General features: G+C 71.0%; 21 protein-coding genes. 15 read left to right on the top strand and 6 right to left on the bottom strand.

Annotated elements, in window-relative coordinates; genetic code table 11:
* The first annotated feature begins 53 nt into the window (after positions 1-53).
* The 6 genes from ACZ6TV_RS11325 to speB all read left to right on the top strand — a co-directional run bounded on the left by ACZ6TV_RS11325 (position 54) and on the right by speB (position 6504).
* Entirely contained in the window at positions 54-1289 is a 1236-nt protein-coding gene (locus tag ACZ6TV_RS11325) for a polyamine ABC transporter substrate-binding protein (protein ID WP_465297045.1), read from the top strand.
* Between the two features lie 3 nt (positions 1290-1292).
* The gene (locus ACZ6TV_RS11320) at positions 1293-2441 is read left to right on the top strand and encodes an ABC transporter ATP-binding protein (RefSeq protein WP_465297044.1); all 1149 of its coding nucleotides are present in this window, start codon (positions 1293-1295) and stop codon (positions 2439-2441) included.
* Positions 2442-2609: 168 nt separating this feature from the next.
* A complete protein-coding gene (locus ACZ6TV_RS11315; protein ID WP_465297043.1) occupies positions 2610-3509 on the top strand; it encodes an ABC transporter permease in 900 nt (299 codons plus the stop codon).
* Complete coding sequence (locus ACZ6TV_RS11310; RefSeq protein ID WP_354776241.1) at positions 3509-4315, top strand: ABC transporter permease; 807 nt, start codon at positions 3509-3511, stop codon at positions 4313-4315. Before ACZ6TV_RS11315 ends, ACZ6TV_RS11310 begins: the two co-directional genes overlap by 1 nt.
* A 3-nt stretch (positions 4316-4318) precedes the next feature.
* Complete coding sequence (locus ACZ6TV_RS11305) at positions 4319-5515, top strand: saccharopine dehydrogenase family protein (RefSeq protein WP_465297042.1); 1197 nt, start codon at positions 4319-4321, stop codon at positions 5513-5515.
* The gene (gene speB, locus ACZ6TV_RS11300) at positions 5512-6504 is read left to right on the top strand and encodes an agmatinase (protein WP_465297041.1); all 993 of its coding nucleotides are present in this window, start codon (positions 5512-5514) and stop codon (positions 6502-6504) included. The genes ACZ6TV_RS11305 and speB overlap by 4 nt, the downstream gene beginning before the upstream one ends.
* Here speB and ACZ6TV_RS11295 read toward each other — a convergent pair.
* From ACZ6TV_RS11295 to ACZ6TV_RS11275, 5 genes are all read right to left on the bottom strand, one after another.
* A complete protein-coding gene (locus tag ACZ6TV_RS11295; RefSeq protein WP_465297040.1) occupies positions 6487-6855 on the bottom strand; it encodes a DUF779 domain-containing protein in 369 nt (122 codons plus the stop codon). The genes speB and ACZ6TV_RS11295 overlap by 18 nt on opposite strands.
* Before the next feature lie 2 nt (positions 6856-6857).
* Complete coding sequence (gene adh, locus ACZ6TV_RS11290) at positions 6858-8381, bottom strand: aldehyde dehydrogenase (protein WP_465297039.1); 1524 nt, start codon at positions 8379-8381, stop codon at positions 6858-6860.
* Between the two features lie 9 nt (positions 8382-8390).
* Positions 8391-9677 (bottom strand): GAF domain-containing protein, encoded by a 1287-nt coding sequence (locus ACZ6TV_RS11285; RefSeq protein ID WP_465297038.1) that lies wholly within the window; start codon positions 9675-9677, stop codon positions 8391-8393.
* Between the two features lie 70 nt (positions 9678-9747).
* Complete coding sequence (gene gabT, locus ACZ6TV_RS11280) at positions 9748-11028, bottom strand: 4-aminobutyrate--2-oxoglutarate transaminase (protein ID WP_465297037.1); 1281 nt, start codon at positions 11026-11028, stop codon at positions 9748-9750.
* Positions 11029-12459 carry a gamma-aminobutyraldehyde dehydrogenase gene (locus tag ACZ6TV_RS11275; RefSeq protein WP_465297036.1) on the bottom strand — a complete coding sequence of 477 codons (1431 nt, stop codon included), beginning with the start codon at positions 12457-12459 and terminating at the stop codon, positions 11029-11031.
* A 115-nt stretch (positions 12460-12574) separates the two neighbouring features.
* Here ACZ6TV_RS11275 and ACZ6TV_RS11270 point away from each other — a divergent pair, with 115 nt between their 5' ends.
* A complete protein-coding gene (locus ACZ6TV_RS11270; RefSeq protein ID WP_465297035.1) occupies positions 12575-13999 on the top strand; it encodes an aldehyde dehydrogenase family protein in 1425 nt (474 codons plus the stop codon).
* On the opposite strand, the gene ACZ6TV_RS11265 is transcribed toward ACZ6TV_RS11270, so the two are convergent.
* Positions 13971-14933 (bottom strand): cation diffusion facilitator family transporter, encoded by a 963-nt coding sequence (locus ACZ6TV_RS11265; protein WP_465297034.1) that lies wholly within the window; start codon positions 14931-14933, stop codon positions 13971-13973. The genes ACZ6TV_RS11270 and ACZ6TV_RS11265 overlap by 29 nt on opposite strands.
* A gap of 143 nt (positions 14934-15076) precedes the next feature.
* Between ACZ6TV_RS11265 and ACZ6TV_RS11260 the strand changes: the two genes are divergently transcribed.
* The 8 genes from ACZ6TV_RS11260 to efeO all read left to right on the top strand — a co-directional run bounded on the left by ACZ6TV_RS11260 (position 15077) and on the right by efeO (position 23936).
* A complete protein-coding gene (locus ACZ6TV_RS11260) occupies positions 15077-16447 on the top strand; it encodes a phosphomannomutase/phosphoglucomutase (protein WP_465297033.1) in 1371 nt (456 codons plus the stop codon).
* 30 nt (positions 16448-16477) lie between these two features.
* On the top strand, positions 16478-16663 hold the full coding sequence (locus ACZ6TV_RS11255) for a Trm112 family protein (RefSeq protein WP_465297032.1): 186 nt from the start codon (positions 16478-16480) through the stop codon (positions 16661-16663).
* Positions 16664-16668: 5 nt separating this feature from the next.
* Entirely contained in the window at positions 16669-17868 is a 1200-nt protein-coding gene (locus tag ACZ6TV_RS11250; protein ID WP_465297332.1) for an SIS domain-containing protein, read from the top strand.
* Positions 17865-18827 (top strand): cation diffusion facilitator family transporter, encoded by a 963-nt coding sequence (locus ACZ6TV_RS11245; RefSeq protein WP_465297031.1) that lies wholly within the window; start codon positions 17865-17867, stop codon positions 18825-18827. The genes ACZ6TV_RS11250 and ACZ6TV_RS11245 overlap by 4 nt, the downstream gene beginning before the upstream one ends.
* A 1-nt stretch (position 18828) precedes the next feature.
* Positions 18829-19965: a mannose-6-phosphate isomerase, class I gene (gene manA / locus ACZ6TV_RS11240; protein ID WP_465297030.1), complete on the top strand. Its 1137-nt coding sequence runs from the start codon at positions 18829-18831 to the stop codon at positions 19963-19965.
* A 322-nt stretch (positions 19966-20287) separates the two neighbouring features.
* Complete coding sequence (gene ahcY, locus ACZ6TV_RS11235) at positions 20288-21778, top strand: adenosylhomocysteinase (RefSeq protein WP_465297029.1); 1491 nt, start codon at positions 20288-20290, stop codon at positions 21776-21778.
* Positions 21779-21920: 142 nt separating this feature from the next.
* Entirely contained in the window at positions 21921-22760 is an 840-nt protein-coding gene (gene efeU, locus ACZ6TV_RS11230) for an iron uptake transporter permease EfeU (protein WP_465297028.1), read from the top strand.
* A gap of 33 nt (positions 22761-22793) precedes the next feature.
* Positions 22794-23936 (top strand): iron uptake system protein EfeO, encoded by a 1143-nt coding sequence (gene efeO, locus ACZ6TV_RS11225; protein WP_465297027.1) that lies wholly within the window; start codon positions 22794-22796, stop codon positions 23934-23936.
* Positions 23937-23984: the final 48 nt, after the last annotated feature.

The raw sequence follows: 23984 nt of genomic DNA, 5'->3' as shown, positions 1-23984 counted from the left end.
GGTCGTCGGATACCGCCCCCCAAGGTTCCGGCCCGAGATCCGTAGGAGCCCTCGTGCGAAATCCCTCTCGCCCGCCGCTCTCGCCCGAAGCGGCCGCCGTCCTCAACGCCACCGGCCTGTCGCGCCGGACCCTGATGCGAGGCCTGTTCGCCGGTGGAGCGTTCATCGCGACGGGCGGCGCCCTCGCCGCGTGCGGCACGAAGCCCGCGAAGAAGACCGAGGCGGAGAAGGCGGCGTGCACCGCCACCGACGTCTCCGCGACCGAGAAGAAGCTCAACTTCTCCAACTGGCCCCTGTATGTCGACGTCGACGAGAAGGACGAGAAGAAGCGGCCCACCCTCGACGCGTTCGCCGCGAAGACCGGCATCGCCGTCACGTACAACGAAGACGTCAACGACAACAACGAGTTCTTCGGCAAGGTGCGCAACCAGCTGCAGGCCTGCCAGTCGATCGACCGGGACATCATGGTCCTCACCGACTGGATGGCCTCGCGCGTCGTCGGGCTCGGCTGGGTCCAGGCGTTCGACAACACCAAGACGCCGAACTTCACCAAGAACGCCCTCGCCACCCTGAAGAACCGGGCGTGGGACAAGGACATGAAGTTCGCCGCGCCGTGGCAGTCCGGCCTGACCGGCATCGCCTACAACGCGAAGGCGACCAAAGAGGTCCGCACCATCGACGAGCTGCTCACCCGCGCCGACCTCAAGGGCAAGGTCGCCGTGCTGTCGGAGATGCGCGACACCGTCGGGCTGATCCTCATGTCGCAGGGCAAGGACCCCGGCACGGTCACCGACGCCGAGTTCGACGCCGCGCTGGAGAAGCTGAAGAAGGCCGTCGACTCCGGCCAGATCCGCAAGTTCACCGGCAACGACTACAAGGAAGACCTCAACAAGGGCGACATCGCCGCCTGCATCGCGTGGTCCGGTGACGTGATCCAGCTCAGCGCCGAGAACGAGGACGTCAAGTTCGTCACGCCCGAGTCGGGCCTGATGCTGTGGTCGGACAACATCCTGATCCCGTCGACGGCCACCCACAAGGGCAACGTCGAGCAGCTCATCGACTACTACTACGACCCGGCGGTCGCGGCGGAGCTGGCGGCCTACGTCAACTACATCTGCCCGGTGCAGGGCGCGCAGGACGAGATGCAGAAGCTCGACCCGGACCTGGCCAGCAACCCGCTGATCTTCCCGGACGCCGCCACCCTCGCCAAGACCAAGAGCTTCAAGGCCCTGACCGAGGACGAGGACAAGAAGTTCTCGGCGAAGTTCGAAGCGATCTCGGGGGCCTGATACATGTCCGAGCAGCGACACGGCAACAGCGGTGCCGACCTCGACCTGGTCGGCGTGACGAAGTCGTTCGGCGCCTTCACCGCCGTCGACGATCTCAGCCTGACGGTGCCCCAGGGCTCGTTCTTCGCCCTGCTCGGCGCCTCCGGTTGCGGCAAGACCACGACCCTGCGGATGATCGCCGGGCTCGAGGAGCCGACGACCGGCCGTATCCTGCTCGGCGACCAGGACGTGACCCGGCTGCGGCCCTACAAGCGTCCCGTCAACACGGTGTTCCAGAGCTACGCGCTCTTCCCGCACCTGAGCATCACCGACAACGTCGCGTTCGGCCTGCGCCGGCGCGGCGTCAAAGGCGTCGCCGACCAGGTGGAGCGGATGCTCCGCCTGGTCGACCTCGACGGCTTCGGCAAGCGCAAGCCGTCGCAGCTGTCCGGCGGGCAGCAGCAGCGGGTCGCGCTCGCCCGGGCCCTGATCAACCAGCCGCAGGTGCTGCTGCTCGACGAGCCGCTCGGCGCGCTGGACCTGAAGCTGCGCCGGCAGATGCAGGTCGAGCTCAAGCGGATCCAGACCGAGGTCGGCATCACCTTCGTGCACGTGACCCATGACCAGGAGGAGGCCATGACGATGGCCGACACGGTCGCCGTCATGAACGCCGGGAAGATCGAGCAGCTCGGCAGCCCTGTGGAGATGTACGACTTCCCCGGGACCGCCTTCGTCGCCAACTTCCTCGGCCAGTCCAACCTCTTCGCCGGCACCGTCACCGGCCGCTCCGGCGACGACATCCTCGTCGAGTCGCACGACGCCCGGTTCTCGCTGCCCGCGACCCGGGCCCGCGCGGCCGACGGCTCGGTGTGGCTCGGCGTACGGCCCGAGAAGATGCACCTGGCGACCGGCCTGGACAAGGTGCCGGCCGGGCACCAGTCGGTCACCGGGATCGTCACCGACTCCTCGTACGTCGGGGTCAGCACCCAGTACCTGGTGAAACCCGCCTGGGGCGACGAGCTCACCGTCTTCGTGCCCAACTCCGGGGTCGCCGCGCCGCTCGCGGTCGCCTCCGAGGTGACCGTGCACTGGCGGCCTGAGCACGCGTTCCTGCTGTCGCGTCCCGAAGGGCAGACGGTGGCGCCGGTCGTCGACGCCGAGGCCCTCGCATGAGCGGCCAGCGGAGCGTCTCGGGCCGCTCGTCGTGTGACAGTTCTGGCTCAGGCCGACGCCGGAGCGCAGCGGAGGTGGCGGCGTGAGCGGCCAGCGGAGCGTCTCGGGCCGCTCATCGTGTGACAGGTTGAGCTCAGGCCGACGCCGGAGCGCAGCGGAGGTGGCGGCGTGAGCGCGCTGGGGCACGTTTCGTCCACCGGTACACCGGCGAAACTCGAGAAACCGAGGAAGCGCTGGCTGCCGTATCTGCTGCTGCTGCCCGGCGGCCTGTGGCTGATCCTGTTCTTCGCGGTGCCGGCGATCCAGCTCTTCGCGACCAGCCTCTACGACCCGACGGGGTCGCTCGAAGAGGGCTACGCGATGACCTGGCAGTTCAGCAACTACGTCGACGCCGCGAGTGAATACCTGCCGCACTTCATGCGCTCGCTCGGCTACGCGGCCCTCACCACCGTCATCTGCCTGCTGCTGGGCTACCCGCTGGCGTACGCGATCGCGCTCAAGGGCGGGCGGTGGAAGAACCTGCTGCTCATCTGCGTCATCGCCCCGTTCTTCACCAGCTTCCTGATCCGCACCCTGGCCTGGAAGGTCATCCTGTCGGACAACGGCTGGCTGGTGACCACCCTCAACACGCTGCACGTGCCGCTGCCCGACGGCCGGCTCCTCGCCACCACCCCCGCCGTCATCGCCGGTCTCGTCTACAACTTCCTGCCGTTCATGGTGCTGCCGCTGTACGCCAGCCTGGAGAAGCTCGACCCGCGACTGCTGGAGGCGGCCGGCGACCTCTACGCCCGGCCGGTCGCCCGCTTCACGCGGGTCGCGCTGCCGCTGTCGATGCCCGGCGTCGTCGCCGGCACGCTGCTCACGTTCATCCCCGCCACCGGCGACTACATCAACGCGCAGCTGCTCGGCACCAACCGGCAGTACATGATCGGCAACGTCATCCAGTCGAAGTTCCTCAGGGTCGGCGACTACCCGAACGCCGCCGCGCTGTCGTTCACGCTCATGGCCGCGATCCTGGTCCTGGTCTTCGTCTACGTGCGGCGCGCGGGAACGGATGAGGTGCTCTGATGCTGCATCGCCTACGCCGCTCCGTCGCCGACCACTGGGTCATGGCGATCGGCCTGCTCGTGCTGTTCTACCTGTTCGTCCCGATCGGGGTCGTCGCCGCCATGTCGTTCCGCGACGCCGGCCGCAACGCGCCCTACTCGCTGGAGAACTACAAGTTCACCTGGGCGCACTGGGCCGACCCGTTCGGCACCGCCGGCATCGGCGACGCCTTCTGGCTCAGCATCGTCATCGCGGCGCTCGCCACGCTCGGCGCCGTCATCCTCGGCACGCTGATGTCCTTCGCCCTGGCCCGCCACACGTTCCGCGGCCGGGCCGCGACCAACACCCTGATCTTCCTGCCGATGGCGACGCCCGAGATCGTCATGGGCTCCTCGCTGCTGGCGCTGTTCGTCGCCTCCGGCGTGCAGCTCGGCTTCTGGACGATCGTCATCGCGCACATCATGTTCTGCCTGTCCTTCGTGGTCGTCACCGTCAAGGCCCGCCTCGCCGGCCTCGACCCGCGGCTGCAGGAGGCGGCGATGGACCTCTACGCCAACGAGGTGCAGACCTTCCTGCGGGTCACGCTGCCGCTGGTGATGCCCGGCATCGTGGCGGCGGCACTGCTGTCGTTCTCGCTGTCCTTCGACGACTTCATCGTCACCAACTTCAACTCCGGCAGCACCGTCACGTTCCCGATGTTCGTCTGGGGCGCCTCCCAGCGGGGCATCCCGCCGCAGATCAACGTGATCGGCACCGGCATGTTCGTCATCTCCTTCCTGGTCGTGCTGATCGGCCAGATCCCCAACATGCGTCGGCGAAAGGCGTAGGACATGCGACTGCTCATCGTCGGCGCCGGTGGCGTCGGCTCCGCCGCCGTGCGCATCGCCGCCCGCCGGGACTTCTTCGAAAGCTGCGTCGTCGCCGACTACTCCCTGGAGCGCGCGCGGGCCGCCGTCATGGACGCCCGCTTCGTCCCGGCGCAGATCGACGCCTCGTCCGCCGGGGCGGTGCGGGCCCTCTGCGAGGAGCACCGCATCACGCACGTGCTCAACGCCGTCGACCCGCGCTTCGTCATGCCGATCTTCGAGGGTGCGTTCGCCGCCGGCGCGCACTACCTCGACATGGCCATGTCCCTGTCCTCGCCGAATCCCGACCGGCCTTATGAGGCGACGGGCGTCAAGCTCGGCGACGAGCAGTTCGCCGCCGCCGGGCAGTGGGAGGCCGCGGACCGGCTCGCCCTCGTCGGCATCGGCGTCGAGCCCGGCCTGTCCGACGTCTTCGCCCGGTACGCCGCCGACGAGCTCTTCAGCGAGGTCCACGAGGTCGGCGTCCGCGACGGCGCGAACCTCGTCGTCGACGGCTACGACTTCGCGCCCTCGTTCTCCATCTGGACCACGATCGAGGAGTGCCTGAACCCGCCGGTGGTCTGGGAGCGGGACCGCGGCTGGTTCACCACGGCGCCGTTCTCCGAGCCCGAGGTGTTCGACTTCCCGGAGGGCATCGGGCCCGTCGAGTGCGTCAACGTCGAGCACGAAGAGGTCCTGCTCATCCCGCGCTGGGTCGACTGCCGCCGGGTCACGTTCAAGTACGGCCTCGGCGACGAGTTCATCGACGTGCTCAAGACCCTGCACAAGCTCGGCCTCGACTCGACCCGCAAGATCCGGGTCGGCGGCGTGGAGGTCGCGCCCCGGGACGTGGTCGCGGCCTGCCTGCCGGATCCCGCCGGGCTCGGCGACCGCATGCACGGCAAGACCTGCGCCGGCACCTTGGTGACCGGTCTGGGCAAGGACGGCGCTCCGAGAAGTACGTACCTCTACCACGTCGTCGACAACGCCTGGTCGATGGCCGAGTACGGCTCCCAGGCGGTGGTGTGGCAGACGGCGATCAACCCCGTGGTCGCCCTGGAGCTCCTCGCGTCCGGCGCGTGGCAAGGCCGCGGCGTCCTCGGGCCCGAGGCGATGCCGCCGAAGCCGTTCCTGGAGTTGCTCACCGCATACGGCTCGCCGTGGGGTATGCAGGAAAAATGACGCGATATGGTCCGATGTACGGACCGGACATCACGTTCCTCGGCGTGCCGCCCTGCGACCTGGCGGACCTGCCACCCGCGGACGTGGTGATCATCGGGGCGCCGTTCGACGGCGGGACCTCGCACCGGCCGGGGACCCGCTTCGGGCCGGGCGCGATCCGCCAGGCCTGCTACCTCGCGCACGACGGCTCCCGCCCGTCCCTCGCCCTGCGGGTCGATCCGCTGCGGGATCTGCGGGTGTACGACGCCGGCGACGTCGAGATGTTCTCCGGCGACGCGGCCGGCTCGGTCCGGAAGCTGGAGGACGCGGTCGCCTCGGTCGCGGCCGCCGGCGCGATCCCGGTGGTCCTCGGCGGCGACCACACGATCGCCTGGCCCGACGCCACCGGCGTGGCCCGGCACCTCGGCTACGGCCGCGTCTCCCTGGTCCACTTCGACGCGCACGCCGACACCGGCGACACCGAGTTCGGCTCCCTCGTCGGGCACGGCCAGCCGATGCGCCGGCTCATCGAGTCCGGCGCGGTGCGCGGCGACCGCTTCCTGCAGCTTGGCCTGCGCGGGTACTGGCCGGGCCCGGCCACCCTGGACTGGATGGCGCAGCAGCGGATGCGCTCCTACGAGATGACGGAGATCGTCGCCCGTGGTCTCGACGAGTGCCTCACCGAGGCGTTCACGATCGCGACCGACGACTGCGACGGCGTCTTCCTGTCCGTCGACGTCGACGTCGTCGACCCCGGCATGGCCCCCGGCACCGGCACCCCCGAGCCTGGCGGCCTCACCTCCCGGCAGCTCCTGGACGCGGTCCGGCGCTGCTGCTACGAGCTGCCGATCGCCGGCGTCGACGTGGTCGAGGTGTCGCCACCGTACGACCACGCCGAGATCACCGCGTACCTCGCCAACCGCGTCGTGCTCGAAGCCCTGTCCGCCATCGCCCGGCGCCGGCGCGGCGACCCCTGGGACCCCCGCCAGCCCCTACTGCAGGGCCGCTAGCTCGTCCTCGGTCAGCAGCCGTGACCGGATGAGGAAGCGGACGCCCTCCGGGGCCTCCAGGGAGAAGCCGCTGCCGCGTCCGGGGACGACGTCGACGGTGAGATGGGTGTGCTTCCACAGCTCGAACTGCGACCTCGACATCCAGAACGTGATCGGCTCCTCGACGCCGTCGATGCGCAGCGACTCCAGCAGCACGTCCGACGAGCCGGTGCGGAACTCGCCCTCGACGTAACACATGGGCGAGCTGCCGTCGCAGCAGCCGCCGGACTGGTGGAACATCAGCGGGCCGTGGGTGCCCCGCAGCGACCGCATGAGCTCGGCCGCCGCGGGGGTGACGTCTACCCGGGACATGTCTAGAAGAACCCGAGCTTGTTCGGCGAGTAGCTCACCAGGAGGTTCTTCGTCTGCTGGTAGTGCTCCAGCATCATCTTGTGGTTCTCCCGGCCGATGCCGGACTGCTTGTAGCCGCCGAACGCGGCGTGCGCCGGGTAGGCGTGGTAGCAGTTGGTCCACACGCGCCCGGCCTGGATGGCGCGGCCCGCGCGGTAGGCGGTGTTCGCGTCGCGGGTCCAGACGCCGGCGCCCAGGCCGTACAGCGTGTCATTGGCGATCTTGATGGCGTCGGCGAAGTCGGCGAACGAGGTCACCGACACCACCGGGCCGAAGATCTCCTCCTGGAAGATCCGCATCGCGTTGTCGCCCTCGAAGACGGTGGGCTGCACGTAGTACCCGCCGCTGAGCTCGCCGCCGAGGTCGGCGCGCTCGCCGCCGATGAGGACCTTCGCGCCCTCCTGCCGGCCGATGTCGAGGTACGAGAGGATCTTCTCCAGCTGGTCGTTGGACGCCTGCGCGCCGATCATGGTGTCGGTGTCCAGCGGGTGCCCCTGCTTGATCGCCTTCACCCGGTCGACGGCGGCGCTCATGAAGTCCGCGTAGTGCCCCTGCTGGACGAGCCCGCGCGACGGGCAGGTGCAGACCTCGCCCTGGTTGAGCGCGAACATCGCGAAGCCCTCCAGGGCCTTGTCGAAGAACGCATCGTCGGCGCTGCTCACGTCGTCGAAGAAGATGTTCGGCGACTTCCCGCCGAGCTCCAGGGTGACCGGTTTGATGTTCTCGCTGGCGTACTGCATGATCAGCCGCCCGGTCGTGGTCTCGCCGGTGAAGGCGACCTTCGCGACCCGCGGGCTGCTGGCCAGGGGCTTGCCGGCCTCGACGCCGAAGCCGTTGACGATGTTGACCACGCCAGGCGGGAGCAGGTCGGCGATCAGGCCCATGAGGACGTGGATCGAGGCGGGGGTCTGCTCGGCGGGCTTGAGCACGACCGCGTTGCCGGCGGCGAGGGCCGGCGCGAGCTTCCACGTCGCCATCAGGATCGGGAAGTTCCACGGGATGATCTGCGCGACCACGCCGAGCGGCTCGTGGAAGTGATACGCGACGGTGTCGTCGTCGATCTCGCCGAGGCTGCCCTCCTGGGCCCGGATGGCGCCGGCGAAGTAGCGGAAGTGGTCGATCGCCAGGGGGATGTCGGCGGCGAGGGTCTCCCGGACCGGCTTGCCGTTCTCCCAGGTCTCGGCGACGGCGAGCAGCTCCAGGTTCGCCTCCATGCGGTCGGCGATCCGGTTGAGGATGTTGGCGCGGTCGGCGACCGAGGTGCGGCCCCAGGCGTCGGCGGCGCCGTGCGCGGCGTCGAGGGCGGCCTCGACGTCCTCGGCGGTGCCCCGGGCGATCTCGCAGAAGACCTGGCCGGTGACGGGGGAGGGGTTCTCGAAGTACTGACCGCGGGCGGGCTTGACGTACTCGCCGCCGATCCAGTGGTCGTAGCGGGGCTGGAACGTCACCAGGGCCCCGTCCTGGCCGGGTGCTGCGTAACGGGTCATGCCCGGACGTTAGTTACGGGGACGTTGCAACCACGTTGCGTCGATCGGCGCGTACTCGTCGCCGAGCTGCCGGATCCGGTCCAGCGCCATCGCCGCTCTCGGCGACCCGGCCGGCAGGACCGCCGCCAGGGCCTCCCACATCCACAGGTCGTCCGCGCCCCAGCTGGACCGGGTCCAGTCGTCGAGCAGCACCGGGTCCGCCGACGCGCGGACGGCGGCGCGGAGCTGGCCCTCGACGAGCCGCCGCAGCCGCACGATCCCCGGGGCGTCGGAGCCGGGCAGGAGCGGGCCGCCGTACGCCCGCATCGCCGCCGCGACGTCGCCCCGGCGCAGCAGCTGCACCACGTCCTGGAAGTCCGCGGTCACCGGCGCTTCCAGCCGGTAGGGGCGCGAGGACAGCAGCGGGCCGAGGATCCGCCGCAGCCGGGACAGCTCCGCCCGCAGCGTCACCGGGTTGAGCAGGTCGTCACCGTAGAGCTCCAGGCCGAGCTGGTCGCCGGTCAGCCCCTCCGGGTGCTGCAGCAGCAGGACCAGCAGCTCGCTGTGCCGCCGGCCGAGCTTCGAGGTGCGGCCCGCGGCCTGCAGCACGCCCTCGTCCCGCCCGAGAGCGGCGAAGCGCCCCGACCGCGCCGCCGGCAGCGTGGGCAGGTGCGCCGCCAGGTGCGCCTCGGCGGCGCGGGCGGTGGCCTGCACCAGGGCGAGGCTGTGCGGGTTGGCCAGGTGGTCGCCGCCGGTCACGTCGACGGCGCCGAGCAGCAGCCCGGTGCGCGGGTCGTGGATCGGCGCGGCGGAGCACGTCCACGGCTGCGCGGCCCGGCTGAAGTGCTCGGTCGCGAAGATCTGCACCGCGTGGTCGACGGCGACGGCGGTGCCGGGCGCGTTGGTGCCGGCGTGCGCCTCGTCCCAGTGCGCGCCGGCGACGAAGTTCATCGCCTCCGCCTTGCGCATGACCGCGCTGTGCCCCTCGACCCACAGCAGCCGGCCCTGCGCGTCGCAGATCGCCATCAGGTGGTCGCCGTCCTCGGCGATGCTGCCGAGCAGGTCGCGGAAGAGCGGCAGGGTGTGCCGCAGCGGATGGCTCGCCCGGTATTCCTCCAGGGAGTCCAGGTCGACCGGCGCCGCGGCGTCGGGGTCCAGCCGGGCCGCCGCGCTGCGCCGCCACGACTCGGCGACCACGCTGCGCACGTCACCGACGGTGCCCCCGCCGGCCAGGAACGCGTCGTGGGCGGCACCCATCTGCCGGGTCCGCTCGCGCGGGTCGGCGCCCGCACGCAGGGCCAGCCAGGGATTCCGCATCGCCCCATAGTGACCCGGGTCACGCGTGATCCGCCAGTGCCCCTTTCGGTGAGGGGCACCGGCGGACCGTCTAGAAGGCCGACTCCACGATGTCCAGCGCCCGGCCGAGGGTTGCGTCGTCCATGACCAGCGGCGGCAGGAAGCGGATCACGTTGCCGTAGGTGCCGCAGGTCAGCAGCAGCAGGCCGGCCTCGTGCGCCGCCCTCTGGACCGCCGCGGTCCGCGCCGCGTCCGGCGCCGGGCCGGACGGGCCCGAGGAGCCCGGCACGACGAGCTCCAGGGCGAGCATGGCGCCCCGCCCGCGGACCTCGCCGATCTCCGGGTGCGCGGCGGCGAGGGATTCCAGGCGCGGCCGCATGACCGACTCGATCCGTCGCGCCGCGGCGGGCAGGTCCAGCTCCCGCATCGTCTCGATCGAGGCCAGGGCCGCCGCGCAGGCGATGGGGTTGCCACCGTACGTGCCGCCGAGGCCGCCGGCGTGCACGGCGTCCATGACCTCGGCCCGGCCGGTCACCGCCGCGAGGGGCAGGCCGCCGGCGATGCCCTTCGCCGTGGTGACGAGGTCCGGCTCGACCCCTTCATGCGTGGAGGCGAACCACTCGCCGGTGCGGCAGAAGCCGGTCTGGATCTCGTCGGCGACGAACAGCGCCCCGCTGGACCGCGCCCACGCGGCCAGCGCGGGCAGGAACCCCGCCGCCGGGACGATGAAGCCGCCCTCGCCCTGGACCGGCTCGATGAGCACGGCGGCGACCTGGTCCGCGCCGACCTGCTTCTCGATCATGCCGATCGCCAGGGCCGCCGCGTCGGGGCCGGAGAGCCCGTCGCGCAGCGGGTAGGACATCGGCACCCGGTAGATCTCCCCGGCGAACGGGCCGAAGCCGTGCTTGTAGGGCATCGCCTTCGCGGTCAGCGCCATCGTGAGGTTGGTGCGGCCGTGGTACGCGTGGTCGAACACCACCACGGCCTGCCGCCCGGTCGCGTGCCGGGCGATCTTCACCGCGTTCTCCACCGCCTCGGCGCCGGAGTTGAACAGCGCGGAGCGTTTCTCGAACGAGCCCGGGGTCAGCGCGTTGAGCTGCTCGCACACCGCGACGTAGCCCTCATACGGCGCGATCATGAAGCAGGTGTGGGTGAAGCGCTCGACCTGCCGCCGCACCGCCTCGACCACCTTCGGCGACGCGTTGCCGACGTTGGTGACGGCGATGCCGGCGGCCATGTCGATCCACTCGCGACCGTCCACGTCGGACAGCGTGCCGCCCGACGCGTGGTCCACGTAGGACGAGATCATGCTGCTGACGCCGCGGGCGACCGCAGCGGTCCTGCGCTGGTGGATGTCCTCGGAGGTCGTCATCTACAGCTCGATGTTGTGCATGACGTGCTTGATGCGGGTGTAGTCCTCCAGCCCGTACATGGACAGGTCCTTGCCGTAGCCGGAGGACTTGAAGCCGCCGTGCGGCATCTCCGCGACGATCGGGATGTGGGCGTTGACCCACACGCAGCCGAAGTCGAGGCGGCGGGTCATCCGCATCGCCCGGCCGTGGTCCTTCGTCCAGACGGAGGAGGACAGCCCGTACTCCACGCCGTTGGCCCAGCGGACGGCCTCGTCCTCGTCGGTGAAGCGCTGCACGGTGATGACCGGCCCGAAGACCTCGTCCTGGATGATCTCGTCGTCCTGGCGCAGGCCGGACACGACGGTGGGGGAGTAGAAGTACCCCTTGTCGCCGACCCGCGCGCCGCCGGCGTTCAGCTTCGCGTGGTCCGGCAGCCGGTCCAGGAACCCGGCCACCCGGGCCAGCTGGTTGGCGTTGTTGAGCGGGCCGTAGAGCACGTCCTCGTCGTCAGGCGCGCCGGTCTTCGTCGCGGCGGCCTGCTCGGCGATCGCGGCCACGAAGTCGTCGTAGATGCCGGGGCCGGCGAGCACCCGGGTGGCGGCGGTGCAGTCCTGGCCGGCGTTGAAGTAGCCGGCGACCGCGATCGCCTCGGCGGCCGCTTCCAGGTCGGCGTCGTCGAAGACCACGACCGGCGCCTTGCCGCCGAGCTCCAGATGGGTGCGCTTGAGCATGGGCGCGGCGGCGCCCGCCACCTCGCGGCCCGCGCGGACCGACCCGGTGATCGACACGAACTGCGGCACGGGGTGCGACACCAGGGCGCGGCCGGTGTCCCGGTCGCCGGTGACGACGTTGAGCACGCCCGGCGGCAGGAACTCCGCGGCCAGCTCGGCCAGCAGCAGCGACGACACCGGGGTGGTGTCCGAAGGCTTGAGCACGACGGTGTTGCCGGCGGCGAGGGCCGGCGCGATCTTCCAGATGGCCATCATCAGCGGGTAGTTCCACGGGGTCACCTGCGCGCAGACGCCGATCGGCTCGCGCCGGACGTAGCTGGTGTGGCCCTTCATGTACTCCCCGGCGGACTTGCCCTCAAGCACCCGGGCGGCGCCGGCGAAGAACCGGACCTGGTCGACCGCGGGCGGCAGCTCGTCGCTGGTGGTCAGCGCCCGGGGCTTGCCCGTGTTCTGGCATTCGGCGTCGATGAGCTCGGCCGCGCGGTCCTCCATCGCGTCGGCGAGCTTCAGCAGTGCGCGCTGCCGCTCTGCGGGCGTGGCGTCGCGCCACGTCTCGAACGCCTTGCTGGCCGCCTTCACCGCGCGGTCGACGTCGGCCTCGCCCGAGACGGGTGCTGCGGCGAACACCTCGCCGGTCGACGGGTCGATCAGGTCCGAGTAACGGCCGTCGGCGGGCTCCACGTGGGCGCCGTCGATGAAGTTCTGCAGTTGCTTGGTCATGTCCACTCCTTTGAGTGCCGGCAGCCACATCCTTCCACCGATTCCGCAGTGCACAACCCCTTGAGCAACTGTTTCCGCGTCGTGAACGGCGGTGCGGCGGCGTAGGCTGGCGGTTGTGACCCCGTTCTTCATTGCAGGCCGACCGGCGACCGGCGACGAGGTTGTCGAGATCCGCCATCCGTTCGACGGCCGCGTCGTCGGCACCACCTCCAACGCCACCCCCGAGCAGGTGGAGGAGGCCGTCGCCGCGGCGGCGGCCGTGCGGGCCGAGGCCGCCGCCCTGCCGGCGAGCGTCCGCGCCACGGCGCTGGACCACGTGAGCGCCCGGCTCAAGGAGCGCGCCGAGGAGATCGCCCAGCTGATCACCGGGGAGAACGGCAAGCCCCTCAAGTGGTCCCGAGGCGAGGTCGGCCGGGCGGTGTCCACGTTCCGCTGGGCCGCCGAGGAGGCCCGCCGCTTCTCCGGTGCCGTGCAGCGCCTCGACACCGACCCCGCCGCGACTGGCAGGACGGCACTGGTCAAGCGGGTGCCGAAGGGCGCGGTGCTCGGCATCGCGCCGTTCAACTTCCCGCTCAACCTGGTCGCCCACAAGGTCGCCCCGGCGATCGCGGTCGGCGCGCCGATCGTGCTGAAGCCCGCCCCGGCGACCCCGCTCAGCGCGCTGCTGCTCGGCGAGATCCTCGCCGAGACCGACCTGCCCGCGGGCATGTGGTCGGTCCTGCCGATCCCCAACGACCGCGCGCCGGCCCTCGTCGCCGACCCGCGCCTGCCGGTGGTGTCCTTCACCGGCTCCGGCCCGGTCGGCTGGCAGATCCGCGAGGCGGTGCCGCGCAAGCACGTCACCCTGGAGCTCGGCGGCAACGCCGCCGTCCTCGTCTGCGAGGACTGGGACGACCTGGACTGGGCCGCGACCCGCGTCGCCACGTTCTCCAACTACCAGGCCGGGCAGAGCTGCATCGCCGTGCAGCGGGTCTACGTCCACGACCGGCACTTCGACGCGCTCACCGACAAGCTCGTCGCGGCGGTCGAGGCGCAGGTGACCGGCTCGCCGTGGGAGGACGCGACCGACGTCGGCCCGCTGATCACCGAGGCCGCCGCGCAGCGGGTCGAGTCCTGGGTCGGCGAGGCCGTCGCGGCCGGCGCGAAGGTGCTGACCGGCGGCACCCGCGACGGCGCCGCCTACACCCCGACCGTCCTGACCGGGGTGCCCCGCGACGCGAAGGTCGTGTGCGAGGAGGTCTTCGGCCCCGTTCTGGTGCTGGAGCGGGTCGCCTCCGACGAGGCGGGGCTCGCCGCGGTCAACGACTCGCAGTTCGGCCTGCAGGCCGGCGTCTTCACCCGCCGCCTCGACCGCGCCTTCGAGGCGCACCGCGTCCTCGACGTCGGCGGCATCGTGATCGGTGACGTCCCCAGCTACCGCGCCGACCAGATGCCCTACGGCGGCGCCAAGGCCAGCGGCGTCGGCCGGGAGGGCCTGGCCAGCGCCATGGCCGACTACACCGAGGAGCGGGTCATGGTGCTGACGGGTCTGCAGCTGTAGGCGCCGGAGAGCCCGGCGGCCTGGCCTCCGTCTCGTGCAGGCGCTGGTCCCAGACGTCGGGCTCCAGGAAGATGAAGCACTCGTCGTCGAGGTCCTCGCGGATGCGGGTCTCGGCGCTGTCGATCGCCTCCGCCACCCGCGCCACGGTCTCGCCGGGGGCGAAGGCGACCTTGGCCGCGATCAGCAGCTGGTCCGGGCCCAGGTGCATGGTCCGCAGGTGGATCATGCGCTCGACCAGCGGCTCGGCCTCGATCGCGGTCTCGATCCGGCGCAGCGTCTCCTGGTCGGCGGACTCGCCGATCAGCAGGCTGCGCATCCGCGTCGACAGGGTGATCGAGATGATGACCAGCAGGATGCCGATGGCGATGGTGCCGACGGCGTCCCAGCGCCCGTCGCCGGTGACCACGGCGAGGGTGATCCCGACCGTGGCGAAGAACAGACCGGTCAGTGCCCCGAAGTCCTCGGCGAGCACCACCGGCAGCTCCGGCGACCGGGTCGTCCGGATGAAGCGCAGCCACGGCAGCCCGCGCCGCTCCGGCTGCGCCTCGTGCACGGCCGTGCGCAGCGAGAAGCCCTCCAGCACGATCGACACCCCGAGCACCGCGAAGGCCCAGACCGGCGACTCGACCGGCTCCGGGGAGTGCAGCTTCTCCCATCCCTCGAACAGGGCGAAGACGCCGCCGACGAGGAAGATGACGAGCGTCACCAGGAAGCCGTAGAAGTAGCGGAAGCGCTGGTAGCCGAAGGGGTGCAGGGGCGAGGCGACCCGCTTGGCCCGCCGCCCGCCGATGAGCAGCAGCAGCTGGTTGGCGGTGTCGGCGACCGAGTGCACGGCCTCCGCCAGCAGCGCCGAGGACCCCGTGAAGAGGAACGCGACGAACTTGCTGACCGCGATGCCGAGGTTGGCGGCGAGCGCGGCGATGATCGCCCTCATGGAGTTACCTTCCTCGGCCACGACCATGCTGTTACCACACCCGTGACGTGAACTAACACCGGCAACTGCCGACTGACCGGTACGCGGATCGTCGCCGCACTAGGCTTCGACATAGGACAGCGACCACGACAGGAGCGCGGACTGTGATCGACCTGAGCCGGATCGTCAAGGCCTACGACGTGCGGGGGACGGTGCCCGACCAGCTCAACGAGCCGGTCGCGGAGGCGCTCGGCCGCGCGTTCGTGCAGACGCTGCGTAACCGCGGGGAGTTCGCGGAGCGCGTGGTGACCGCGCACGACATGCGCGAGTCGGGTCCGGCCCTCGCGGCCGCGTTCGCCGCCGGGGTCCAGGCCGAGGGCGCCGACGTCGTCGAGTCGGGGCTGGGCTCCACCGACCTGCTGTACTTCGCGTCCGGCACGCTCGACCTGCCCGGTGCCATGTTCACCGCCAGCCACAATCCCGCGCAGTACAACGGCATCAAGCTCTGCAAGAAGGGCGCGAAGCCGGTCGGTCAGGACTCGGGTCTCGCCGAGATCCGCGAGCGCGCGCAGGCGATCCTGGAGGGCCGCGGCGAGGCGCCGTCCGGCGGGCGGGTCGGCGGGATCGAGCAGCGCGGCATGCTTCCGGGCTATGCGGCCTACCTGCGCGGCCTGGTCGACCTGAGCGGCATCCGGCCGCTGACCGTGGTCGTCGACGCGGGCAACGGCATGGGCGGCTACACGGTGCCGGCCGTGCTCGGCGAGGGCCTGCCGCTGACGATCGTCCCGCTGTACTTCGAGCTGGACGGCTCGTTCCCCAACCACGAGGCCAACCCCCTCGAGCCGGCCAACCTGGTCGACCTGCAGGCGAAGGTCCGGCAGACCGGCGCCGACCTGGGCCTGGCCTTCGACGGCGACGCCGACCGCTGCTTCGTCGTCGACGAGCGCGGCGAGGCCGTCTCACCCTCGACGATCACGTCGATGGTCGCGGTGCGGGAGCTGGCGAAGGCCCCGGGCGCCACGATCATCCACAACCTCATCACCTCCCGGGCCGTGCCGGAGATCGTGCGCGAGCACGGCGGCGTCCCGGTCCGCACCCGCGTCGGGCACTCGTTCATCAAGGCCGAGATGGCCACGACGGGCGCGGTGTTCGGCGGCGAGCACTCGGCGCACTACTACTTCCGCGACTTCTGGGGCGCCGACACCGGCATGCTCGCCGCGATGCACACCCTCGCGATGCTCGGCGGCCAGGCGGCCCCGCTCTCGGCGCTGACCAAGGACTACGTCCGTTACGCGGACTCCGGGGAGATCAACTCGACGGTCGCCGACCCGGCCGCGAAGCTGGCCGAGATCCAGGCGGCGTATCCGGTCCCGGTCGACCACCTCGACGGGATCACGCTGGACTTTCCCGACGGCAGCTGGGTCAGTGTCCGCCCGTCCAACACGGAGCCGCTGCTGCGGCTTAACGTTGAGGCGCCGACCGCCGAGCGGATGGCGGCGCTGCGCGATGAAATGCTTGCCGTCATCCGCCGCTGATGATTGCTGCCTGAAGGAGTTGGAAGAGACGTGTCCGTCGACCCCGCCCTGCTTTCCATCCTGCGCTGCCCGGACGAGCACCACGCCGAGCTGACCCTCGACGAGGAGGCGCAGACGCTGACCTGCACGCAATGCGGGCGGATCTTCGAGATCCGGGACGGCATCCCGGTGCTCCTGCTCGACGAGGCCCGCTCCCCCGAGGGGAGTGCCGAGTGAACCCCCTGGAGGGCACCGCGGGCGTCCGCGGGCACCGCGAGATCGACCTGTCGCTGCTCGACGACGCCGCCGCCCTGGAGCGCAACGACCCGGGCGGCATGCTGCGCGCCACCGCGTCCGCCGGTGCGCAGGTGCGCGAGTCGGCGGCCCTGGCGGCGGAGACCGACCTGAGCGCCCTGGCCGACGAGGGGCGCCCGCGGGCGGTCGTCGTCGCCGGGGTCGGCACCGCCGCCCGCACGGGCGACATCCTGGAGACGGTGGCGGGCCCGCGCTGCCCGGTGCCCGTGCTCGCGCACCGCAGCGCCGGCATCCCCGGCTGGGTCGGCGCGGCCGACGTCGTCATCGCCGTGTCCGCGTCGGGCCGCTCCCCGGAGGCCCTCGCGGCCGCCGAGGCCGCCGGTCGGCGCGGCGCCCGGCTCGTCGCGATCGGCGCCCCCGACACGCAGCTGCACGCGCTCGCGGACCGCTTCCGCGCGCCGTTCATCCCGGTGCCGCGCCGCGCACCGGCCCGGGCCAGCCTGTGGGGCCTCGCCGTGCCGGTGCTCCTCGCCGGCCGGCAGCTCGGCCTGGTCAAGGTCAACGAGGCGGACTTCGCGGAGACCGCCGCGCGCCTGGACGCAGAGGCCGACCGCTGCCGCATGACCCTGGAGTCGTTCGTCAACCCGGGCAAGAGCCTCGCGCTCGACCTGGCGCTGTCCGTGCCGATCGTCTGGGGCTCCTCGCCCCTGGCCAACGTCGCGGCCCGGCGCTTCGGCGACACCCTCGCCGCCAACGCCCGCTACCCGGCAGTCGCCGGCGCTCTCGGCGAGGCGGGCCGCGGCCGGGTCGGCCTGCTCGACGGTGTCTACGGCGGGCTCGCCGAGGCCGGCCGGGACATCTTCGCCGACCCCGGCGACGAGGACGAGTCGGTCACCCGCCTGCGGCTGGTCCTGCTCCGCGACGGCGGCCTCGCCGAGGACGAGGAGGAGGCCGACGGCGAGCCGTCCGTGGTGGAGGAGAAGCGCGCCGAGGCCGTCCAGCAGCTCGCCGAGCGCCGCGGCGTGCGGGTCAGCCTCATCACCGCCGAGGGCGGCTCGGCCCTGGAGCGACTTGCGTCTCTCGTCGCGGTGCCGGACTTCGCTTCGATCTATCTTGGACTCGCACACGGCTTCGATCCGATGGCCGTGCCCGCGGTCTCGGAGATGAAGGAGCTGGTCAGTCCATGAGCACTGAGGGTGGTACGAAGGCCGTCGTCGCGGCACTGTTTGCGAACCTCGGCATCGCTGTCACCAAGTTCGTGGCGTTCCTGCTCACCGGGTCGTCGTCGATGCTGGCCGAGTCCATCCACTCCGTCGCCGACTCCGGCAACCAGGGGCTGCTGCTCTTCGGCGGCCGGCAGGCCAAGCGGCGGGCCGACGCCGAGCACCCGTTCGGCTACGGCCGGGAGCGCTACGTCTACGCGTTCGTCGTCGCGGTCGTGCTGTTCTTCGTCGGCGGCATCTTCGCGCTGTACGAGGCCTGGCACAAGATCGGCCACCCCGAGCCGATCGACAAGTGGCAGTGGGTGCCGGTCACGGTGCTCGTCGCCGCGATCGTCATGGAGAGCCTCTCCTTCCGCACCGCGATCGTCGAAACGAAGAAGGTCAAGGGCGCCGACGTCACCTGGTGGCAGTTCATCCGCCGGGCGAAGCAGCCGGAGCTGCCCGTCATCCTGCTCGAGGACCTCGCCGCCCTGGTCGGTCTGGTCCTCGCCCTGTTCGGCGTCAGCCTGACCCTGATCACCGGCGACGGCATCTGGGACGGCATCGGCACCGCCGCGATCGGCATCCTGCTCATCGTGGTCGCCGCGATCCTCGCGGTGGAGATGAAGGGACTGCTCGTCGGCGAGGCGGCCTCCCCGGAGCAGATCGCGCAGATCCGGGCCGCGATCGTCGCCGGGCCCGAGGTCGAGTCGCTGATCCACATGCGGACCGTCCACCTCGGCCCCGACGAGCTCCTCGTCGCGGCGAAGATCGCGGTGCGGCACGACGAGACCGCCGGCGAGGTGGCCCGCGGCATCGACGCCGCCGAGTCCAGGATCCGGGCGGCCGTCCCGATCGCCAGGATCATCTACCTGGAGCCAGACATCTACCAGGCGGGGAAGCCGGCCAAGACCGACCTGCCGGACACCGCGGAGGCGCACTGACGTGGAGCTGCTCGACAGCCCGATCCGCAGGTACGCGTGGGGGTCGCAGACCGCGATCGCCACGCTGCAGGGGCGTCCCGCGCCGACGGCCGAGCCGGAGGCGGAGCTGTGGATGGGCGCGCACCCGGCGAGCCCGTCCCGCCTCGCCGTGAGCGGCACACCGCTGACGGACGCGATCGCCGCGGACCCGACCGGCCTGCTCGGCGCGTCCGGCGTCGAGCGCTTCGGCCCCCGGCTGCCGTTCCTGCTGAAGATCCTCGCGGCGGCGCAGCCGCTGTCGCTGCAGGCACACCCGACCCTGGCGCAGGCCAGGGCGGCGCACGCGGCCGGCCATCCGTCCTACGTGGACGCCTGGCACAAGCCGGAGATGCTGGTGGCGCTCACCGACTTCGACGCGCTGTGCGGCTTCCGCGACCCGGCGGTCGCCGCCGGGGAGCTCGCCGCGCTCGGCGTCGACGGGCTGGAGGAGACGGTCGGCGCGCTGCGCCAGGACGACCCGGCCGCCGCCCTGCACGACGCGGTGCGCGGCCTGCTCGGCAAGCCGGACCCGCGGCTGGTGGACGAGGTCGTGGCGGCCTGTGCCGGCCGCCCCGGCCCGGCGTACGAGCTGGCCGGAGAGCTCGCGGCGCAGTATCCGGGCGACGCCGGTGTCATCGTCGCGATGCTGCTCAACCGGGTGCGGCTGCATCCGGGCGAGGCGGTCTGGATGCCGGCCGGAAATCTGCACGCCTACCTGCGCGGCGTCGGCGTGGAGATCATGGCCGCGTCCGACAACGTGCTGCGCGGCGGCCTCACCCCGAAGCACGTCGACGTCGACGAGCTGCTGCGGGTGCTGCGCTTCGAGGTGCTCGACGACCCGGTCACCAGGGCCACGCAGCTGGCGCCCGGCCTGGTCACGTGGCCGGTGCCGGTCGGTGACTTCACCCTGCACCGGGCGGTCCTGGACGCCGGCACGCAGGCGGTCCGGCTGCCCGGCGGCGGGCCGCGGATCGTGCTCTGCGTGCGCGGCGGCGTGCGGGTCGACGACGGCGTGCTGCCGGTCACCCTCGAGGCAGGGCAGGCAGCGTTCGCGCCGGCGACCCGCGGCGAGATCGCCGTGAGCGGCGAGGGCGACGTTTTCCAGGCCGCGACCCCGTAAAACCGCAACCCAAAAGGCGGCGAGTTGTCCGGATTCGTCTTGACATCGCGAGTGCGCAGGGTAATGTTCTGACTACGCAGGGTTTGGCACTGAGTCCGAGCCTCACGCGGGGGAACCAAACCGGGGGGAAGCACGGGGCGGTGAGAGCAATCTCGCCGCCCCGTGCGCTGTCCAAAGGCCAGTGAACATCCCTAGTGCGCTGCCGCGTACCGTTAGAGTCGCGCCGCCTTTGGGCCCTCGACCGCGCCTTTGATCAGCACGCCGATCAACGCGGACCGCGACAGGCCCAGACCCAGATCCGGCCCACAGACCAGGAGACTGCATGACCAGCACGCTGCCGCCGCGGACCGACCAGGCGAGCCGTCCGAAGACCGTCGCCGAGGGCGACTTCAAGGTGGCTGACCTTTCCCTGGCGGCCTTCGGGCGCAAGGAGATCCAGCTCGCCGAGCACGAGATGCCCGGTCTGATGGCGATCCGCCGTGAGTTCGCCGCGTCGCAGCCTCTGCGGGGCGCGCGGATCACCGGCTCGCTGCACATGACGATCCAGACCGCGGTGCTGATCGAGACCCTCGCCGCGCTCGGCGCGCAGGTGCGCTGGGCCAGCTGCAACATCTTCTCCACCCAGGACCACGCGGCCGCGGCCATCGCGGTCGGCCCCGAGGGCACCCCGGAGAACCCGTCCGGCGTCCCGGTCTACGCCTGGAAGGGCGAGACCCTGGAGGAGTACTGGTGGTGCACCGAGCAGGTCCTGCTGTGGCCGGACGGCGAGGCGCCCAACATGATCCTCGACGACGGCGGTGACGCCACCCTGCTCGTGCACAAGGGCGCCGAGTTCGAGGGCATCGGCGCGGTTCCCGCCGTCGACACCGCCGACTCGGAGGAGTACGCGGTCATCCTCCAGCTGCTGCACACCTCGCTCGCCGAGGACAAGGGCCGCTGGAGCAAGGTCGCCGCCGGCATCAAGGGCGTGACCGAGGAGACCACCACCGGCGTGCACCGGCTCTACGAGATGCACCAGCAGGGCAAGCTGCTCTTCCCGGCGATCAACGTCAACGACTCGGTCACCAAGTCGAAGTTCGACAACAAGTACGGCTGCCGCCACTCGCTCATCGACGGCATCAACCGGGCCACCGACGTGCTGATCGGCGGCAAGGTCGCGGTCGTGTTCGGCTACGGCGACGTGGGCAAGGGCTGCGCGGAGTCGCTGCGCGGCCAGGGCGCCCGGGTCATCGTGACCGAGGTCGACCCGATCTGCGCGCTGCAGGCCGCGATGGACGGCTACCAGGTCGCCACGATCGAGGACGTCGTCTCCACGGCCGACATCTTCATCACCGCGACGGGCTGCCTCGACGTCCTGACCGCCGACCACATGGCGCAGATGAAGCACCAGGCGATCGTCGGCAACATCGGCCACTTCGACAACGAGATCGACATGGCCGGCCTGGCCAAGCGGTCCGACGTCACGCGGATCAACATCAAGCCGCAGGTCGACGAGTGGAAGTTCGACGACGGCCACTCGATCATCGTGCTGTCGGAGGGCCGCCTGCTCAACCTGGGCAACGCGACCGGCCACCCGAGCTTCGTGATGTCCAACAGCTTCGCCAACCAGGTCATCGCGCAGATCGAGCTGTTCACCAAGCTCGAGGAGTACCCGGTCGGCGTCTACACGCTGCCCAAGCACCTCGACGAGAAGGTCGCCCGGCTGCACCTGGACGCCCTCGGCGTCAAGCTCACCGAGCTGACCAAGAAGCAGGCCGAGTACCTCGGCATCCCGGTGGAGGGTCCCTACAAGTCGGACCACTACCGCTACTGATCCCAGTGCGGAGGAAGGGCCCGGTCGCCACGGCGGCCGGGCCCTTCGCCGTCGTGCGGGTTCTACAACTTGTAGAACCCCCGCAGAGGCCGGTAAGGTAACGCTGACCTAAGTAAGGTTCGGCTAACCTGCGGAGCCCCGAATGACCGCCATCTACCTGATCGGCCTTCGCGAAGGGCTTGAGATCACGCTGGTGGTCTCGATCCTTGTCGCGTTCCTGGTCAAGAGTGATCGTAAGCACCTGCTGAAGCACGTCTGGGCGGGAGTGGCCGCCGCCGTGCTGCTCTCCGTCGGCTTCGCCGCCCTCCTCGAGGCGGGCGCCGCGAAGCTGAGCTTCGAGCAGCAGGAACTCTTCGAGGCGTGCGCCTCGTTCGCCGCCGTCATCTTCGTCACCTGGATGATCTTCTGGATGCGCCGCATGGCCCGGCGGATGGCCGCCGAACTGCGCGGCCGGCTCGAAGAGGCGATCCAGGTCGGCGCCTGGGCCATCGCCGGCATGGCCTTCCTCGCGGTGGTCCGCGAGGGCCTGGAGACCTCGATCCTGTTCTACGCGGCGGCGCAGGGCACCAAGGACTCCGCCGAGCCCCTGATCGGCATCACCCTCGGCCTGCTCACCTCGGTCGTGCTCGGCTGGCTGCTCTACGCCAGCGCCGTGCGCATCAACCTGACCCGCTTCTTCACCTGGACCGGCGCGCTGCTCGTGCTCGTCGCCGCCGGGATCTTCAAGTACGGGGTGCACGACCTGCAGGAGAGCGGCGTCCTGCCGGGCATCAACTCGCACGCCTACGACGTGACCGGGGCGCTGCCGCCGGACGCGTGGTACGCCGAGCTGCTCCGCGGCATGTTCAACATCACGCCGCAGCCGACCGTGCTGGAGACGGTCGCCTGGCTCGGCTACGGCGTGCCCGTCCTGATCCTGTTCCTGCTGCCCCTGCTCAGGACCCCGAAGCCGGCGCCGGAGCCGGTCAGCACCTCCGCATAGCCCCAGCACCCACCCCCTTTTCGTAGGAGCACCATGCGTAAATCAACGTTGATGGCGGTGAGCGCCGGCGCGGCCGCCGCGCTGACGCTCACCGGCTGCGGTGGCGACAAGAAGGACGACGGCGCACCGGGTGCGGCCGGCAACGGCAAGATCGCCGTCACCGCGACCGACACCGAGTGCAAGGTCGAGAAGACCGAGGTCGCCTCCGGCCCGGTGACGTTCGCGATCAGCAACAAGGGCGCCAAGGTCACCGAGTTCTACGTCTACGCCGGCGGCGACCGGATCATGGGCGAGGTCGAGAACGTGGCGCCCGGCCTGAGCCGTGAGCTCATCGTCGAGCTGCCGGCCGGCACCTACGAGACGGCCTGCAAGCCCGGCATGATCGGCAAGGGCATCCGGGGCGGGTTCAAGGCCACCGGCGACGCCAAGCCGCTCACCGACGACGCGAAGCTCGCCCAGGCGACGCAGGACTACCAGCGCTACGTGAAGAGCCAGACCGGCGCGCTGATCGACAAGACCACCGAGTTCGTCAACGCGGTCAAGGCCGGCGACATCGAGAAGGCCAAGGCGCTGTTCCCGGTCGCCCGCACGTACTGGGAGCGCATCGAGCCCGTCGCGGAGAGCTTCGGCGACCTCGACCCGGCCATCGACGCCCGCGAGGCGGACCTCGAAGAGGGCCAGGAGTGGACCGGCTTCCACAAGATCGAGAAGGACCTCTGGGTCGCCAAGGACGTCAGCAAGTCCGGCGAGACCGCCGACAAGCTGCTCGCCGACGTCAAGACGATCGTCGAGAAGGCCAACACGGTCCAGCTGTCCCCGCTGAACCTCGCCAACGGCGCCAAGGAGCTGCTCGACGAGGTCGCCACCGGCAAGATCACCGGCGAGGAGGACACCTTCTCGCACACCGACCTGTGGGACTTCGCGGCCAACCTCGAAGGCTCCCGCGCCGCGATCGCCGCGCTCCGCCCGGTCATCGAGGAGAAGGACGCCGCCCTCGCCAAGACGCTCGAGGAGAAGTTCACCGCGGCCCAGGCCGAGCTCGACAAGTACCGCAGCGGCGACGGCTGGAAGCTGCACAACGAGCTGTCCGAGGCCGACCTGAAGGCCCTCGCCGACTCGATCAACGCCCTCGCGGAGCCGATCAGCAAGGTCGCCCCGCTGGTCGCCACGAAGTAGCACTTCCTAGACCGGCAGAAAAGCCAGACCGGCGGAACGTCGGACCGA

The sequence above is a fragment of the Dactylosporangium sp. NPDC051087 genome (assembly GCF_055586325.1).
This window is presented reverse-complemented; position numbering and strand designations above follow the sequence as displayed.